The organism is Shinella sp. GW821-FHT10F02, assembly GCF_058809275.1.
The window spans coordinates 116737-132427 of record NZ_JBXASL010000003.1 but is presented as its reverse complement, the minus strand read 5'-3'; the positions used below and the strand labels follow the sequence as shown (position 1 = coordinate 132427).

The following is a 15691-nucleotide window of genomic DNA, read 5'->3' as shown; positions in this document are numbered from 1 at the left end:
GCACCTTCTCCCCGCAAGCGGGGCGAAGGGATCAGCGGCGCCGTATCATTCCTTTCAAGAGGGAACGGGACGCAGCCACACATTTCCTTCTCCCCGCTTGCGGGGAGAAGGTGGCCGGCAGGCCGGATGAGGGGCAACCCTCTATGCGCAACAGGACTCGAAACAATGCCCCTGACGATGACGACAAAGAGACGGCTGGTGACGACGGCGCTGCTGGCGCCGGCGTCCGTCTGGCTGTTCGTCTTCCTCGTGCTGCCCTTCATCGCCATGATGGTGTTTTCCGTCGGCGAGCGCGGACCGGCGGGCGGTTACCAGGCGGCATTCACCTTCGCGCAATATGCCAACCTGCCGGCCCGGTCCGCCGCCTATTGGAACACGCTGATGCTGGCGCCGGTCGGGGCCTTCGTCTGCCTCATCGTCGCCTATCCGACCGCCTATTACCTCGCCGTAAAGGCGAACCCGCGCTACCGGCTGCTGCTCGTCTCGCTGGTCGTCGTCCCCTTCTGGACGAGCCTGCTGGTGCGCACCTATGCCTGGATGTATATCCTCGGCTCGCGCGGCATTCCCAATCTGCTGGACATGATCGGCATTGCGGACGTGCGCCTCCTCAACACACCCGGCGCGGTCCTGCTCGGCATCGTCTACGGCTACCTGCCGCTGATGATCATGCCGATATATGTCAGCCTCGAAAAGCTCGACCGGCGCCTGCTGGAAGCCTCGGCCGATCTCGGCGCCAAACCCGTCTCGACCTTCTTCTCCGTCACGCTGCCGCTGTCGCTGCCCGGCGTCATGACGGGCGTGGCGCTCGTCACCATCCTGCTGCTCGGCGAATACCTCATCCCGCAGCTACTTGGCGGCGGCAAGGTGTTCTTCATCGGCAATGCGCTGGTCGATCTCTTCCTGCAATCGCGAAACTGGCCGTTCGGCTCGGCGATCGCCGTCACGCTGGTCGCCATCGTCGTGGTGGTGCTGATGGTCGCCATGCGCATCGCCTGGCGCATTTCCGGCACCAGACAGGTGGATCTCGTCTGATGCGCGCGCTGATCACCTCCGTCTACCTCTTCCTCTACGCGCCGATCGCGCTCGTCGTGCTGTTCTCCTTCAATGCGGGACGCAATGCGAGCGAGTTCACCGGTTTCTCCACGGAGTGGTACGGCAAGGCGCTGGCCAACCCGTTCCTCGTCACGGCCCTCCAGAACAGCCTGATCATCGCCGTCGTCAGCGCCACGCTGGCCGCCGTTTTCGGCACGATGGCAGCGCTGGGCCTCGAACGGCTGGGAAGCCGCGCCCGCGCCGTCTTCGATGGCCTGCTGGCCGCCGCGATCGTCGTGCCGGGCGTCGTCATCGGCATCGCGACGCTGGTCGCCCTCGTTGCCGTCTTCGGGGCGATCAATCCGGCCATCGCCGCCATCTGGCCCGGCGAAAAACCTCCGCAGCTCGGCCTCGGCTACGGCTCGATCATCGCCGCGCACGGCCTTTTCACCATGGCGCTCGTCACCATGATCGTGAAGGCGCGCATCGCCACGCTGGGGCGCGATATCGTCGAGGCCTCGGCCGATCTCTACGCAACACCGCTCACCACGTTTCGCCAGATCGTGCTGCCGCAGATCCTGCCGTCGGTGCTCGCCGGCTTCCTGCTTGCCTTCACCTTCTCCTTCGACGATTTTATCGTGGCCTTCTTCGTCGCGGGCTCGAAGACGACGCTGCCGATCTACGTCTTCGCCTCGATCCGTCGCGGCGTGACGCCGGAGGTCAACGCGATCGCCACCATGGTGCTGGTCGCCTCGCTGATGCTTATCCTGATCGCCCGCCTGCTGATGCGGGAGAAAACCAGAAAATCGCCTGCCGGGGAGTGAGACCGATGATCCTGAAGAACCGTGTCGCCATCGTCACCGGAGCGGGCTCCGGCATTGGCCGGGCCGGCGCGCGCATCATGGCGCGCGAAGGTGCCACCGTTTGCGTCGCCGACCTCGACGAGACGCGCGCCGGCGAAACCGTCGATTTCATCAAGGCGGAGGGCGGCAAGGCGGAGGCGGTGATCGTCGACGTCACCGACGACGTGGAGCTGAAGATGGCGGTGGCCGCCGTACTTTCGCGCCACGGCCGCATCGATATCCTGCACAACCACGCCGGTGCGCAGGTGGCCGGCGACCTCGAGAGCGTGCCGCTCGACGGGCTGGATCTCTCGTGGAACCTCAATGTGCGCGCCCACCTGATGGCCGCCCGCCTCGTCATGCCGGCCATGAAGGCGCAGGGCAAGGGCGTCGTCCTCAACACCGCCTCCTCCTCCGGCGTGCTCTACGACCGCGAGATGATCGCCTACACAACGACGAAACACGCCGTCATCGCCATGACCAAGCAGATGGCCGGCGACTATGCGCGCCACGGCGTGCGCGTCAACGCGCTCTGCCCCGGCTGGGTCGATACGCCCTTCAACCGGCCCTTCATCAGCCAGATGGGCGGGCGCGAGGCGATCGAGGCCTATATCAAGGAAAAGGTGCCGATGGGCCGCTGGGCGGATGTGGAGGAGATCGCCGAACCGATCCTCTTCCTCGTCTCCGACCGGTCAAGCTACATGACCGGCCAGATTCTCGTGGTCGACGGCGGCGAGACGGTGACTTAGGCACACTCTTAACGCAATTCCGGACGCAAAACCGCTGCACACTTTTGCTGGAATTGCTTACACCGCCGCGCCCATCGCCCCCTGGTGCACGACGATGCGGGCGTGGTAGCCCACGCGCTTGTAGAGGTCCAGCACATCCTGGTTGATCAGCCGCACGCAGCCCGACGACGTCGCCTTGCCGATCGATGCCCATTCCGGCGAGCCGTGCAGGCGGTAGAGCGTATCCTGACCGTTCTGGAAGATGTAGAGCGCCCGCGCGCCGAGCGGGTTCTTGATGCCCGGATCCATGCCGCCGTTCTCGACGGAATATTTGGCGAGGCTTGGTGTGCGCGCGATCATGTCGGCCGGCACCTTCCAGCGCGGCCAGGGCTGGCGCCAGTGGATGATGCCCTCGCCCTCCCAGGCGAAACCGTCGCGCCCGATGCCGACGCCGTAGCGCATCGCCGTGCCGCCGGGCTCCACCACATAGAGGAAGCGGCCGGGCGTATCGACGACGACCGTGCCGGCCGGCTCGCCGGTCGGATCCTTGACGCGCTGGCGGTAATATTTCGGGTCAATCTGCGTGTAGGGGATGGCCGGGATGACGTGGCCGCCGTCTTCCACTGCGGCGTAGCGCGCCTCCAGTTCCTCCACCGTCGCCGGCACGATGGGATAGCTGACCGTCTTGGGAACCGGTGCGACCTTCACCGATGTCGACGTGGTCGCGCAGCCCGCAAGCGTCGCGGCGGCGCCCAGAACAAACGCGCGGCGCGACAATGAGCAAACCGTAGGCATTCTCGATATGAACTCCAATGGGGAAACGGGTTAGCACCGATGGCTAGCCAAAGCGGGAGCAGGCTGGCAAGAAGCGGAGGCATCACATCTTCGGCATACCCCATCATTGAGGACCGGCAGATGCAAAGCGGCCACGCCCAACGGCAGATCAAGGGAAAACGAGATGGCGCCTGTGGAAATCAATCCCGCTCATGTCCGGGAATTTCCAGACCCCGAAAGCTTCTACCGCTGGCTCGCCGAAAACCACGACACGGCGCCGGAAGTGTGGATCAAGATCCACAAGCGCGGCTCAGGCCTCAAGTCCATCACGGCGGAAGAGGCGATCGAGGCGGTGCTCTGCTGGGGCTGGATCGACGCCATCCGCAAGGGCCTGGACGAAAAAAGCTTCTTCCAGCGCTACTGCCCGCGCGGCCGCAAGAGCGTGTGGAGCAAGAAGAATGTCGACACGGTCGGTCGCCTGGTCGACGAGGGCCGCATGACGGAACACGGGCTGAAGCATGTCGCGGCAGCGAAGGCGGATGGCCGCTGGGACAAGGCCTATGGCAGCGGCAAGGACCTGAAAATCCCGCCGGACCTGCAAGCCGCAATCGACGCGGACGACGCCGCCAAGGACATGCTCAGCAGGCTCACCGAACAGAACCGCTTCGCGCTGGCCTTCCGCATGCACAACATCAAGACGGACGCCGCCCGCAAGCGGAACATCGAGGCCTTCGTGGACATGCTCAAGCGCGGCGAGACGATCTATCCGCAGAAGCAGAAGTAGACCGTCCCGATTATCCGCGGGATTTCATCGGCAATCAGTCGCGGCTGGCCGTTTTTGTACCCGACTGACCGTTCAGCCAGTTGTGCCAATCGCTCTCGCTGCCGGCAAAGACGTTGAGGTCGATCTTCCCCGTTACGCCGTGCGACAGGCCGGACCCCGAATATTGCCAGAACATCCATCGGCGGTTCGGGTAGCGCTTCGAGGGGTGCGCGGCGACCGAGCGCAGCCAGAACGGATGGTTCTTGAGTTCGCCCGACAGGTTGTCCTCATAGAAATCCGGTGCCGTGTAGATGATCGGCCGCTTGCCGTAATGGCGCTCCAGCATGTCGGAGAAGACCTGGATCTTTTCGACATATTGCGCGCGGGTGAGACGCCGCTTGCAGCTCGATTCGCCATTATATTCCGCATCGATCACCGGCGGCAGCGCATCCGGATCCTTCGGCACGTTGCGGATGAACCATTCGGCCTGCGAGCTCGCGACGCGGCACCAGTAGAAGAAGTGGTACGCACCGCGCCGGATGCCAGCTTCCTTGGCCCTGCGCCAGTTCTTCTGGAACATCGGATCGAGATGGTCGCCGCCGTCGGTCGCCTTGATGAAGGCGAAATTGGCGCCCTGCGTGCGCAGCTTCATCCAGTCTATATCGCCCTGCCAGCGCGACACGTCGACGCCGTGCACCTGGTAATGCCGCGGCGCGCGCTTGCCGAAATTAATCGGATGCGCATCACGGAACTGCTGGCTGTAGATGCGCGACCGTTTTTTCGAGCGGCCTTCGGAGGGCGTCTCGACGGCCGTCAGCGCTTCTTCCGGCCGTTCGGAGGGAATTGCCGATTGCTTGGTGACGCTCTCGAAAACGTGGGAATCCGCGCCCGGCCCCGCCCAGGCGAGCATTTCGGCACCTTCCGCCGTCACCTTGCTTTCGCCGACCGCGACTTCCGGAACAGGGTTGCTGGCCTTGGAAACGGAACTCGTGACTTCCGCCGACGGCTTGATCGACAGCGCCGCCGTGGGATTCGAGCTCGACGCACAGCCAGCCATGGAGGCACAGCCGAGGAGGATCGCTGAAAGGATCGAAAGACGCATTGGCACTCGCACGCAAAACTAACCGAAGGCCCGCCCTTTCGACACAGGGACGGAATTACTAACGGAAGATTACCGCGAAATGTTAAATGCGAGGTTTACGGAGGACTCGACATTTCAGGTACTTAGCCCCGGGAGCTGTCACGATCCTTGACGACGCCCTTCACAAAAGCGTGTCCGCGCGGCGAAAGCCGATAGCCGACCGTAAGGCTCTCCGTCAGCCCCAACTTGTAACCCGCAAGAACACATGGCACAGCGTGGGAATATCCGGGATTTAACGGGAACTGGCGGGAAAGCCCCGGAGATGCCGGGGTTTCAGCCGAACTGGCGGCGGAAGGCAGAAAAATCGACGCGCAAGTTCAAATGGCACTTTGCCTCGCTCGGCGAGATTAGATTGTCCGACCGAACCACATGACGCGACCGGCAATATTCAGCTGATCGACCTCGCCAGCCGAAACCTCCTCGGCCGGGTACCTGGGATTATCGCTGATCAGCTGGAGCGAGCCGTTCATGCGGCCATGCACGCGCTTCACCAATACCATATCGCCGTAGACGACGATATAGATGGCGTTGTCCTTGATCCGGTCGATTGACGTGTCGATCAGTAGTACGTCGCCGTCGCGTATCGTCTCCTCCATGCTGTCACCCCGAGCCGTGAGGATACGGGCCCTTTCTGGATTAATACCTCGGCCCTTTAGCCAGCCGCGCTGAAAGGCAAGATATTCTAGGGGATCCTCGGATCCAGCCAGTCGCCCATCGCCAGCGGATGCCTCGATATCCAGTCGTGGGATCAGTGCGAAATTACTCTCCAATGTGCTTTTGGCTTGGATCACAGTGCCACGACCGTCGCCAGTGGCAATTGTGTAGTCCGCACCTGTATCGGTCTCTCCTGGTCGCATTGGTCCCCGATCAGCGATCAGCCAATCAAGGCTGACACCGGCCGTGTCAGCGATCTGCAGTAGCTTATCGAGCCCAGGCATAGACCCGGCGAGATACTTCCGAACCATAGTGTCGCTTATTCCCACCTTCTTTGAGAAGGCGTGAGGTGATTCGAATTCTTCGATCACCTTTTCCAACCGTTCAGCAAATAATCTTTCAACCATAGGATAACTCTGACCCGCCGTCAGGGTTCGAACACTCGCGGAGAAAAGTCCATTTTTCCCGTAATATCAAACCGTTACGTTGAATTCACACTTTTGTTTCCCGCGCTCTAACTCTGACGTGAATAATCACCCTTCGGTGTTGATTTCTTCACCCTTTGGTGGGATTATCCGGTTGCAACATCGTTTGAACGCCGTTTGAACACCGACACCCAAGCCAACCGACCTTTCGCAGAGGTCAGAAAAAACAGGGAGCCATCATGACGACCACTAAAAAGTGGGATCGCCGGGCCATCAAAGACGAACTGCTCCGTCGTAACAAAACGCTGACGGGGATTGCTCGCGATAAGGGCCTGAACGAGAGCGCTTGCCGCCAGGGCATCATCGGAGCAAGCCGCAAAGGTGCCGAGGCTATTGCCGAGGCGCTTGGCGTTCCGTTCCGTGAAATGTTCCCCGATAGCTACACGCTCGGTCGTCACGACGAGGAGGAGACTAGCAGCAAGAAGACGCCGCGCGATAGCGCAAAAGCCCGCCTCGCTGTTGACAATGGCCGGAGCGTTGCATGAGCGCGCTGTCTAAAATCTCGCATGACGTGAACAGCTTTGCGCAGCCCACCAGAGGTAGCCTTCGCGCCGTTGAAATCGCCGCCATCGATGTTTCCCCGAGCCACCGCAAGCCCGATGCAGATTGGGTCACGGCGCTTCGCGAGGACATGGCGCAGATCGGGCAGCAGGATCCAATCAAGGTCGTCGAGTTCGGCGCACGGTTCCACCTCATCAAAGGCCTGCGCCGCATGCTCGCGGTCGAGCAGCTCGGCCTCGTCCACATCGACGCTTTCGTTCAGTCGCCGGCAGAATTCAGTTCCGAGGCTGCGCTCCGGCTTCGGCAGATATCCGCGCAATTTATGAGGCGTGAGCTGTCCGTGCTGGATCGCGCGGTAAACGTCGCGTCCTGGCGGTCCATCTACGAGGCCACCACCGGATTGATACGGCCGGGTCGAAAAGCCATTAGGGTCAAGTTTGACCCTAATTCAGAAGACGCGCTTGACGCCCATGCAGAACTCTTCGCCGGGTCCTTCTCCGAGGCCGCACAGCGTGCCCTCGGGCTGAACAAGGAAGCGGTCAAGCGCTACCTGCGGATCGCGAAAATCGCGGCGCCGGTCCTCGACCGCCTTGCGCTCCATTCTATTGCGGAAAACCAATCAGAGCTGCTGGCGCTGGCGGCAGAGACGGCGGACCGGCAGGCAGCGATTGCTGACCTGCTTTTGTCTCAGCCGGCCGGCGCCAGCAGCGTGGCCGGTGCACTCTACGTCATCGACGGCAAGCTTCCCGAGCCAGCCCTCGCGCCGTGGGAGACCTTCTCCCAACGGTTCACGAAGATGAGGGAGCCCGACCAAGAGCGGTTTTTCGAACTCCACACAGCCGCCATCCAACGGTGGCTGGCTAAGCGGAGCGACTGATGACCCGCAAGCGCGACCCCTTCACGGTCGATCTCTTCCGCGAGTATACGCCGGCCCCTGTTGTCGATCGTTTCGACAATGAGGACGTCAAGGCGTGGTCGCTGGACGGACGACTGGCGAAGGCGGTCGCGCTGACCATGGAAGATAGCGGCAAGACGCGAGAACAGCTGGCTGCCGCGATGTCCGAGGTCACCAAGGTCAACGTCTCCAAGGCCATGCTCGACGCCTATGCGAGCCAAGCCCGCGAGCAGCACTCGATCTCTGCCCTGCGCCTTGCCGCGCTGGTCGCAATCACCGGCGATGCCCGAGCTTTCAACGTGCTTCTTGAAGAGGCCGGGCTGATCGTCGTCCCAAAAAAATACGAGGCACTCCTCCGCCGCGAGCGCGCAAAGGAAATGCGCGACCTGCTGGAGCGCGAGGAGAAGGCCGCCGATGCCGAATGGAGGGCAAGACGTTGATACGAGCCGTTCTCGACCTATCCCGCGACGTTGTCGCATTCGTTGTCATCATCGGGTTTGTCGTTGTTGTGTCGGGCTATGCAACCGAGATGACGACGGCCATCGAGCTTGCGAGGGTCACGCGATGAACGCGCTTTCCGAAAGGGACATCGTCCTTCTGGCCCTGCTGTTCATCACTCTCGTCTGGGCCATCAGCGCGACCCTCGTGGCAACGCATCTCACCGGGCGTCGGAGCATCATCGTCTGGATGATCGACGACATTCGCCGCTCTTTCAGGGGACGAGAATGAGCAAGATCTCCATCATCGGCCAGATCGCCGAGATCAAGCGGGAAATCAAAGATCGTGACCAGCGCTTCGAGCAGCTGATCCGCTCGGGAAAAATGCGCCGCGAAGAAGCGGAAATGCTGATGCAGCGCATCCACGCTGTCCTCACCACTCTTGAGTTTTGCCAGCACCACAAGCCGGCCATCGAAGAATACATGTCGGCAAAAAAGGCAGGCAAAGCATGAAAGTCTGGCTTAACCCGCGCGAGATCGCGGAGCAGCAGCTGCCTGAGCTGCCGAAAACGGAGAGCGCCATCATCCGCCTCGCCAAGCGTGAAGGCTGGAACAATCATCCCTGCTACGTCCGCGTGCGCTCGGCCGTCGGTGGCGGGCTCGAATACGACTACCATATCCTGCCGACGCTGGCGCAGGTTGCCTATGTCCAGCGCCATATGGTTGTCGGCTCGGAGACATCCGGCGCAGATGTACCAGGTACTGTCCCGGCCGCTGTTTCCTTGACGGATCGTGCCGCCCAGGAACGCGATGCACGCCTCGCTGTGCTTGCCGCCTTCGATCGATTTGCCCGTGGTCTTCGGCTTCACCAGCGGGCCTGCATGCAGATCTTTTGCGACCGTTATCAGATGGGCATGATCAAGGTGGACGATTGGGTCAAAGACCTCGTCCCGTCCGTTTCAAAACGTTCGATTGCCCGTTGGCGCAAGGCGAAGGCCGGAGGCGCGGAAAACGAGCTCGGCGTAGATCGTTCGGCCGCGCGCGCTGGCACCGGCCTACTCGATACCGCCAACGGCGGCATGGTCCGGGATTTCGTCCTTGCCTGGATTGCGAGCGGCCCGCACCTGTCGGCCGATACGATCCGTGGCTATTGCAAGGATCGCTTCGGCGATGAGATTTCCGACCGCAACGGCGAAATGAAGCCGCTGCCGCCGCCGCGTACCTTCCAACATTTCATCAAGACCCTGAAGTCGTCTGAGAAGGTCGTGCTCACAAAGATCACGAACCCAGACAAATACAAGTCGGCGATGAAGCTCTCGGGCACCGGGACCTATCGTCATATCAAAGACCCTAATGCGCTGTGGATGATCGACGCCTCTCCGGTGGACGCGCTTTGCATCGACGGCCGCCATTCGCTGTATGCCTGCATCGACATCGCCACGCGGCGGCTCGTCATCACCTTGTCGAAGACGCCGCGCGCCTCCGCCGTGAGCCTCATGATGCGGAAAGCGATCCTCAAATGGGGCGTGGCAAAGGTCATCAAGACGGACAACGGTTCGGATTTCGTGGCGATCTCGATCAAACGGCTGTTCGCCAATCTCGAAATCGATCCTGACGTTTCCGACGCCTACAGCCCGGAGCAAAAGGCGCATGTCGAGCGCGTCATCAAGACCTTTCAGCACGAGGTCGGCCCGCAGCTGCCGGGTTACATCGGGCATTCGGTCGCCGATCGAAAGGAGATCGAGGGACGCAAGTCCTTCGCCCAGCGCCTCGGTGCGGATGAAAAGGAGTTGTTCGAAGTCTCGCTGACCGCCGACCAACTTCAGCGTCATATCGATGACTGGCTTGAGTACAAATACCACGAGCGCGGACATGGAGGGCTGAAAAACCAGTCTCCAAATTCGGTCGCCGCGTCCTCGACGACAAAGATCAGCCGCGTTGATGAGCGCGCGCTGGACGTCCTCTTGATGCCCGTGGCAGGCAAGAACGGCCTGCGCACGATGACGAAGCAGGGCCTCAAGATCGATCACTTCTACTATTTGACCGGCTCGATCATGGTGGGCACGGAGGTGTTCGTGCGGCTCGATCCGATCGACATGGGGAAGGTATACGCCTTTTCGGTCGAGGACGGTCGTTTCCTCGACGTTGCGATTTGCCCGGAACTCTCGGACGTCAATCCCGCCGAGTATGTCCGCGCCCAGAAAGAGGTGCAGGCCGAGCTGGTGCGCGAGCGCGAGCGGCAGATCAAGGCCGATATCCGCGAACTCAAGAAGGGGCCGTCCGGCATCGAGCGGACGATCCGCTTGGCGAAGCGCGAAGCCGCCGAACGTGCGGCGCAGAGCGCAAACGTCATCTCCCTGCCAAAGCGGGAAGAGCAGCACAGCACACCCGCGCTCGTTGCCGCGCTCGAAGTCCATACTGCACAGCGAATTGCACCGGTTGCCGCAAGTGATGCGCAACGCGAGATCGTGCTCGCCGACTTGGCGCCGCACCGTGCGTTCGAAAACGTCACCCCTATCCGCAGCGAACCAACGCCTGCTCACCGCTTCCGCGCCGCGCTCGACATCGAGCAGCGTCACACGGCCGGTGAGCCGGTCGAAGCTGAGCAGCTCATCTGGTTCGGATCGTACCGCGAGAGCGCTGAATACAAGGCGCAGCGGGCAATGTGGGAAGACTTCGGCGATCAGGCGCCGGGACTGCGTACCTGAAACAAAACGCCCCGCTGGCTGCAACCGGCGGGGCGGACGGAAAATCGAACTTGAGGACTTAATAATGAATGCAATGCCCAAACCTGTCAATCCCGGCTTCGGTTCGGTGGCGCCCCTGAAGAACGTCGCCGAATGCCTTGCCGTTGCACAGAAGATCATCGACCGGCCTGCCGGCGTCGACGGCCTCGGCGTGTTCTTTGGCCCTTCCGGTTATGGGAAGTCGAAGGCAAGCCAATACGTCCAGAACAAACACAAGGCCCTTTACATCGAGGTTTTCGACTTCTGGACCCGCAAGGTCCTTGTCGAGAGCATCCTCGCCGAACTTGGCGTCGACCGGCCGAAGGGCTCGATCGCCGACATGATGCGCCAGATCCTGCGCCTCCTGCAGGATGATCCGAACCGGCTCCTCATCGTGGACGAGGCGGATAAGCTCGTCGACAAAGGGTTCATCGAATACATCCGCGACATCTACAAGGGCGCCCGCATCCCCGTGCTCTTGGTCGGGGAGGAAAAGCTTCCGGACAAGCTCAAAGCTTACGAGCGGTGCGAAAACCGCGTGTCGGCTTTCGGGATGGCGAATCCGTGCGATCTTGGTGACGCGCAGGCGCTGGCGAGTATCTATCAGCGCCAGCTTCGGGTCGGTGATGACCTGCTCGCCCATATCGTGAAGGAAACGAACGGCGTCACATCCCGCGTCGTCACGACCCTTGCGGAGGTCGGCCAGTTCGCCAAGACCCATCAGCTTTCAGACATCGCTCTCGAGCAATATCGCGGCGCCATCTTCACCGGCCGCGCGCCGCGCCGGAGGTGAGCATGTCGAAGATCCTTAAACTCACAGTATCCGCCGTCACGCCGCTCCGGCACGGGCTCGACTATGTGTGGAATGCCATTCTCGATCTCACCCGCGAAGGTACCACCTTTACCTTCGGCGACATCAAGGGCCTGTGTGACCAAAGCCACGTTGGCCGGGTGCGGCTTGATCTCACGAAACTGGAGAAGGCAGGCTTTCTTGAACGCTTGCCTGCCGAGCGGGCCAAGGGCGCTCGCCCATACCGCCTCCTCATTCGACAGAGCGACACGCCCCGCCTGCGAACGGATGGCGAGAGTGGAAGCGATGCCGGCCTTCGCATCCAACACATGTGGAATGTCATGCGCCGCGCTCGCAACGGCATTACACCGGCCGACCTGGCAATCGACGCCAGCACCGACACGGTGAAAGTCAGCTATCCCTACGCTGTCCAATACTGCCGTCTGCTTGAGCAGGCCGGCATGTTGAAACGGCAGGCCGCGCCGGAAAGTGGCAACGGGCGGCACATCTACGTGCTCCTCGGTTCGGCCAACACGGGGCCGAAGGCACCGCGCCGGTACAAGTCCACGCTCGTTTTCGACGAGAACCGCGGCCGCATCGTCGGACAAGTCGTGGCAGAGGAGGTCGAGCCATGAACCCGACCTCCCGGCCTATGACCGACTATCTCGGCAAAGCTACCGCAGCCTGGCACGGCGCACCTCCCGATTGGATCGTTGCGCTGGCGGAAGCTTGCGCGAAGTCCAGCCAGAGCGCCATCGCCAAGAAGGTTGGCTATTCCGCGCCGACGATCAGCGCCGTCCTCGGCAACAGCTATCGAGGCGACATGAACCGCGTCGAGACGATGGTTCGCGGCGCCCTGATTGGGGAAACCGTGTTGTGCCCGGCGCTCGGTACGATGCCCAAAAACGAATGCCTCGACTGGCAGGCCAAACCCTACGCGGCAACCTCGTCGCACCGCGTAGCGATGTACCGCGCCTGCCGTGATGGATGCCCTTACAGCCGCAACGCCGCAACTGAGGAGACTGCATCGTGAGCGACTACCTTTCTGAAGAACTGAAGAAAATCTCTCGCCGCCTTGGTGACCACGATCACGAAGGCTTGGTGATGTCCGGGGACGAGGTGGCGAACCTCGCCCGCCGCCTCCGCCACCTTGGCGATGCGGCTGTCCTGCTGGAATGCGAGGTGTCCCGCCATCGGTGGAACATCCGAGCTCGCCAGGAGCGCGAAGCCCGCGAGCAGCTTGAGACCGCGATCGCAACGCCCGGCAGCAACGTGGTGCAATTTCCGAGGTCGGGAACATGACCGCTGCCGTTCTCCCCAACACCAACCAGCCAGAGCGTGCCGATTTCACGCACGTTCAAACCCGCTTCGAAAGGACATCGAGCATGGAAGCAGTCATCCTTGAAGAACGCCCCGACGCCGGCGTCACCATCGTCAACGGCAAGAATTACATGACTGACGCAAAGGGGTCGCTTGTTCCCGTCGAGCTGATCAAGGCCGCAGACAAGCTTGAGGACGAAGTCGTGCGCAAGGTGATCGCGTTTGCCGAAGACATCTCGGCGCAGATCGCCCGGTTCCGGCTGCATTGCATGGACGATCTCGACGGCTTCGACGGTATCCTCGACCAGGAATACGGCGCCAAGAAAGGCGGCGCGAAGGGCAACCGCACCTACCAGTCCTTCGACGGCTTGTTGAAGGTTCAGGTGGCCATCAACGATTTCGAGGACTATGGGCCGCAGCTTCAGACGGCGAAGTCGCTCATCGTCGAATATCTCAACGAAATCACCTCGGAGAGCAGCGCGGAGATCCGCGCCATTATCACCAAGGCCTTCAATACCGATAAGGCCGGCAAGGTCGATCGCTCCGAAATCCAGAAGCTGACTAGGCTCGACATCGACGATCCGCGCTGGAAGGAAGCGATGCGCGCAATCGAGGAGGCCAAACGGGTCAACTACTCCAAGCAGTATATCCGCTTCTATCGCCGCGCCTCCATCAATGATCAGTGGCAGTCGATCACCGTCGACATGGCGAAGGCGTGATGGTGGCTCCGATGGAAATAGCGCTCTCCCTTACTCTTGTCCGCTTCCGCCACAGCACTGAACACCTCATCGAGTGCACTATTGACCTCGGCGGCCTCACAAGACGCCAAGTCGACGCGATCTTCGATGTTGCTTTCGAGGACGCGCGCAAGCGACTGAAAACCTCGCTGGAAGAGCACTTTCAGGATCCCGGTCAGGCAGGTGCGCCATGACCCGCGCCCTCGCCATCGTTCGCGCCGACAAGCTCCGCGCGCAGACCCGCTGCCCGGTCTGCGGTTCCCTCCGGATTGACGTGCTGGGCGCGAAAGGCTCGCCCAGCACGTACACCGTCTTCGATTGCTCGGCCGAATTTCAGGTGGATGGTAACGGCGAGATCATTCCCGCAATCGTCTGCCCGGCAGGGTCCTACCTCGCCGCCTCGAACTTGAACAAGGAAGCACGCGCCGACGCTGCGCGGCAGGCAGGTGCGGCATGAACCGGGAGACGATACGCAAGCGCATCAACGTTCTACGCGAGCGCACCACGGCGCGAGGCTGCACCGAGGCGGAAGCCATGGAGGCGGCAGGTAAGATTGCCGAGCTCATGCGCGAGCACGGCTTGTCCGGAGATGATCTTGAAATGGCGGAAGAGGCCGGCCGCGTAAAAGCGACCGATAAACGCCTTCGCCTACCTGTGTGGGGTCTGATTGCTGGCTGCACCAACACCTGCGCGATCACCCGCAACCTCATATCCGGCCTTCAGGTTGTTTATGTAGGCCGCGAGCCCGGACCTGAAATCGCTGTCTATCTGCTCGACGTTTGCAACAACGCGATCGACGCCGAGCTGGCCCGCTTCCGTCGCGGCGATTTTTATCGCAGCCGCCGGAAGGCTTCGACCAGGCGCAAAGCGGCGCTGGATTTCACTGCCGCGATCGTGCAGCGGCTTTGCCGCCGCCTGGACCAGATGTTTGAGGCGAGCCGTAACCATGCGGATGCGCAGCGGGCGGCCCAGGAGCTGGACCGGCGGTTCCCGTCGACCAAATCTTCGCCTCCAGCGCGCCGGCACAAAGTCACATACGAAAATGCCGCCGCCGAGGGCTGGAATGCCGGTGGCCGTGTTCATCTTTCGCGCGGCGTTCGCGCTGGCTCCGGCGACCCGCTTTTGATTGGGAGGGATTGATGCGCCATTTCCGCGACATCCAGCACATGACGGAGGCCATGGCCGAGGAAGCTGCAAAGGAAGGCTGCACCATCGTCCATCGTGATGGACGCACCTACGCAGTAGTTACGGCCGACTGCGAATGTGGCTGCGAAGCTTTGACTGAGCTGGACCTGACCGCATCGGCGCAAAGCATTTGGGAGAAGCTGGCATGAGTGAACCTGTCACCTGGGCCGAAGCATTCGGCACCTTCGCATTTTTCAGCGGCATCGCACATTGCATATTGGCTTATGGCTATGCGTCCGGACGGAACCGCCGAGGTGGCGAATGATGGCGGTTCAAGGTCCAACCATCGCCACCTCCTGGTGGCCCACCGGCCGTCGCGCATGCCGCATCGGATTGTTCGGGCACGTTATCCTTCGTCTGGAAGAAGCGCGTCGGATCGGTCACGCGAACGGCCAAGGCAATCGTGATTATACCGAGACCCAATATCGCTGGCGTGATGCTAGGGCGACTGATTTCATCTTTCAGGACGGCGCCGCCCCATCGTCGACGGGAGGCAAGCGTGATTGACGTAACTCGCTTGTCCGGACGATTTTACTGTCGGCGCCGAAACACGGCCCGAACTCCGAAGAAAATCGCCAAAATGAAAGCGGCAAGGGCCAATCCCTTTATCAATTCGTCCGCAGGCGTCCAGGTGACACCCTTTTCAGCGCGGACGTGTTGGCCAATAGGGAACCGTAGCAC

Annotated in this window: 22 protein-coding genes; 19 read left to right on the top strand and 3 right to left on the bottom strand. The window is 61.6% G+C overall.

Annotation, left to right across the window (positions count from 1 at the left end; all coding sequences use genetic code 11):
- Positions 1 to 177 precede the first annotated feature (177 nt).
- Genes AC1RWL_RS10460 through AC1RWL_RS10450 form a run of 3 tightly spaced genes read left to right on the top strand, consistent with a single transcriptional unit; the run spans position 178 to position 2623 of the window.
- Positions 178 to 1032 carry an ABC transporter permease gene (locus AC1RWL_RS10460; protein ID WP_493158339.1) on the top strand — a complete coding sequence of 285 codons (855 nt, stop codon included), beginning with the start codon at positions 178 to 180 and terminating at the stop codon, positions 1030 to 1032.
- The gene (locus tag AC1RWL_RS10455; protein WP_256117232.1) at positions 1032 to 1856 is read left to right on the top strand and encodes an ABC transporter permease; all 825 of its coding nucleotides are present in this window, start codon (positions 1032 to 1034) and stop codon (positions 1854 to 1856) included. The genes AC1RWL_RS10460 and AC1RWL_RS10455 overlap by 1 nt, the downstream gene beginning before the upstream one ends.
- A gap of 5 nt (positions 1857 to 1861) precedes the next feature.
- The gene (locus tag AC1RWL_RS10450) at positions 1862 to 2623 is read left to right on the top strand and encodes an SDR family NAD(P)-dependent oxidoreductase (RefSeq protein WP_493094825.1); all 762 of its coding nucleotides are present in this window, start codon (positions 1862 to 1864) and stop codon (positions 2621 to 2623) included.
- A 57-nt stretch (positions 2624 to 2680) separates the two neighbouring features.
- Here the strand turns inward: AC1RWL_RS10450 and AC1RWL_RS10445 are convergent, their stop codons facing one another.
- Positions 2681 to 3397: a L,D-transpeptidase gene (locus AC1RWL_RS10445; protein ID WP_493094826.1), complete on the bottom strand. Its 717-nt coding sequence runs from the start codon at positions 3395 to 3397 to the stop codon at positions 2681 to 2683.
- Positions 3398 to 3560: 163 nt separating this feature from the next.
- Between AC1RWL_RS10445 and AC1RWL_RS10440 the strand changes: the two genes are divergently transcribed.
- The gene (locus AC1RWL_RS10440; protein WP_493094827.1) at positions 3561 to 4160 is read left to right on the top strand and encodes a YdeI/OmpD-associated family protein; all 600 of its coding nucleotides are present in this window, start codon (positions 3561 to 3563) and stop codon (positions 4158 to 4160) included.
- Positions 4161 to 4194: 34 nt separating this feature from the next.
- On the opposite strand, the gene AC1RWL_RS10435 is transcribed toward AC1RWL_RS10440, so the two are convergent.
- Together AC1RWL_RS10435 and AC1RWL_RS10430 are read right to left on the bottom strand one after the other, a co-directional pair.
- Positions 4195 to 5241 carry a glycoside hydrolase family 25 protein gene (locus tag AC1RWL_RS10435; RefSeq protein WP_439627929.1) on the bottom strand — a complete coding sequence of 349 codons (1047 nt, stop codon included), beginning with the start codon at positions 5239 to 5241 and terminating at the stop codon, positions 4195 to 4197.
- Positions 5242 to 5627: 386 nt separating this feature from the next.
- Positions 5628 to 6305 carry a LexA family transcriptional regulator gene (locus AC1RWL_RS10430; RefSeq protein WP_493158367.1) on the bottom strand — a complete coding sequence of 226 codons (678 nt, stop codon included), beginning with the start codon at positions 6303 to 6305 and terminating at the stop codon, positions 5628 to 5630.
- A 293-nt stretch (positions 6306 to 6598) separates the two neighbouring features.
- Between AC1RWL_RS10430 and AC1RWL_RS10425 the strand changes: the two genes are divergently transcribed.
- The 15 genes from AC1RWL_RS10425 to AC1RWL_RS10355 all read left to right on the top strand — a co-directional run bounded on the left by AC1RWL_RS10425 (position 6599) and on the right by AC1RWL_RS10355 (position 15159).
- Positions 6599 to 6904 (top strand): helix-turn-helix domain-containing protein, encoded by a 306-nt coding sequence (locus tag AC1RWL_RS10425; RefSeq protein WP_493094829.1) that lies wholly within the window; start codon positions 6599 to 6601, stop codon positions 6902 to 6904.
- The gene (locus tag AC1RWL_RS10420) at positions 6901 to 7797 is read left to right on the top strand and encodes a ParB/RepB/Spo0J family partition protein (RefSeq protein ID WP_493094830.1); all 897 of its coding nucleotides are present in this window, start codon (positions 6901 to 6903) and stop codon (positions 7795 to 7797) included. The genes AC1RWL_RS10425 and AC1RWL_RS10420 overlap by 4 nt, the downstream gene beginning before the upstream one ends.
- The gene (locus tag AC1RWL_RS10415) at positions 7797 to 8255 is read left to right on the top strand and encodes a hypothetical protein (RefSeq protein ID WP_493094831.1); all 459 of its coding nucleotides are present in this window, start codon (positions 7797 to 7799) and stop codon (positions 8253 to 8255) included. Before AC1RWL_RS10420 ends, AC1RWL_RS10415 begins: the two co-directional genes overlap by 1 nt.
- A 124-nt stretch (positions 8256 to 8379) precedes the next feature.
- A complete protein-coding gene (locus AC1RWL_RS10410) occupies positions 8380 to 8544 on the top strand; it encodes a hypothetical protein (protein ID WP_493094832.1) in 165 nt (54 codons plus the stop codon).
- Positions 8541 to 8765: a hypothetical protein gene (locus tag AC1RWL_RS10405; RefSeq protein ID WP_493094833.1), complete on the top strand. Its 225-nt coding sequence runs from the start codon at positions 8541 to 8543 to the stop codon at positions 8763 to 8765. The genes AC1RWL_RS10410 and AC1RWL_RS10405 overlap by 4 nt, the downstream gene beginning before the upstream one ends.
- The gene (locus AC1RWL_RS10400) at positions 8762 to 10960 is read left to right on the top strand and encodes a transposase (RefSeq protein WP_493094834.1); all 2199 of its coding nucleotides are present in this window, start codon (positions 8762 to 8764) and stop codon (positions 10958 to 10960) included. The genes AC1RWL_RS10405 and AC1RWL_RS10400 overlap by 4 nt, the downstream gene beginning before the upstream one ends.
- Positions 10961 to 11033: 73 nt before the next feature.
- Positions 11034 to 11771: an AAA family ATPase gene (locus AC1RWL_RS10395; protein WP_493158337.1), complete on the top strand. Its 738-nt coding sequence runs from the start codon at positions 11034 to 11036 to the stop codon at positions 11769 to 11771.
- 2 nt (positions 11772 to 11773) lie between these two features.
- Entirely contained in the window at positions 11774 to 12403 is a 630-nt protein-coding gene (locus tag AC1RWL_RS10390; protein WP_493094836.1) for a hypothetical protein, read from the top strand.
- Positions 12400 to 12801, top strand: coding sequence for a transcriptional regulator (locus AC1RWL_RS10385; protein WP_493094837.1), 402 nt, complete (start codon positions 12400 to 12402; stop codon positions 12799 to 12801). The genes AC1RWL_RS10390 and AC1RWL_RS10385 overlap by 4 nt, the downstream gene beginning before the upstream one ends.
- Positions 12798 to 13070, top strand: a complete 273-nt coding sequence (locus tag AC1RWL_RS10380; RefSeq protein ID WP_493094838.1) for a hypothetical protein — start codon at positions 12798 to 12800, stop codon at positions 13068 to 13070. Before AC1RWL_RS10385 ends, AC1RWL_RS10380 begins: the two co-directional genes overlap by 4 nt.
- Before the next feature lie 83 nt (positions 13071 to 13153).
- Complete coding sequence (locus tag AC1RWL_RS10375; protein WP_493094839.1) at positions 13154 to 13807, top strand: DUF3164 family protein; 654 nt, start codon at positions 13154 to 13156, stop codon at positions 13805 to 13807.
- 11 nt (positions 13808 to 13818) lie between these two features.
- Positions 13819 to 14019 (top strand): hypothetical protein, encoded by a 201-nt coding sequence (locus tag AC1RWL_RS10370; RefSeq protein WP_493094840.1) that lies wholly within the window; start codon positions 13819 to 13821, stop codon positions 14017 to 14019.
- Positions 14016 to 14282, top strand: coding sequence for a hypothetical protein (locus AC1RWL_RS10365; protein ID WP_493094841.1), 267 nt, complete (start codon positions 14016 to 14018; stop codon positions 14280 to 14282). Before AC1RWL_RS10370 ends, AC1RWL_RS10365 begins: the two co-directional genes overlap by 4 nt.
- A complete protein-coding gene (locus AC1RWL_RS10360) occupies positions 14279 to 14965 on the top strand; it encodes a DUF7168 domain-containing protein (RefSeq protein ID WP_493094842.1) in 687 nt (228 codons plus the stop codon). Before AC1RWL_RS10365 ends, AC1RWL_RS10360 begins: the two co-directional genes overlap by 4 nt.
- Complete coding sequence (locus AC1RWL_RS10355; RefSeq protein ID WP_493094843.1) at positions 14965 to 15159, top strand: hypothetical protein; 195 nt, start codon at positions 14965 to 14967, stop codon at positions 15157 to 15159. The genes AC1RWL_RS10360 and AC1RWL_RS10355 overlap by 1 nt, the downstream gene beginning before the upstream one ends.
- Positions 15160 to 15691 lie beyond the last annotated feature (532 nt).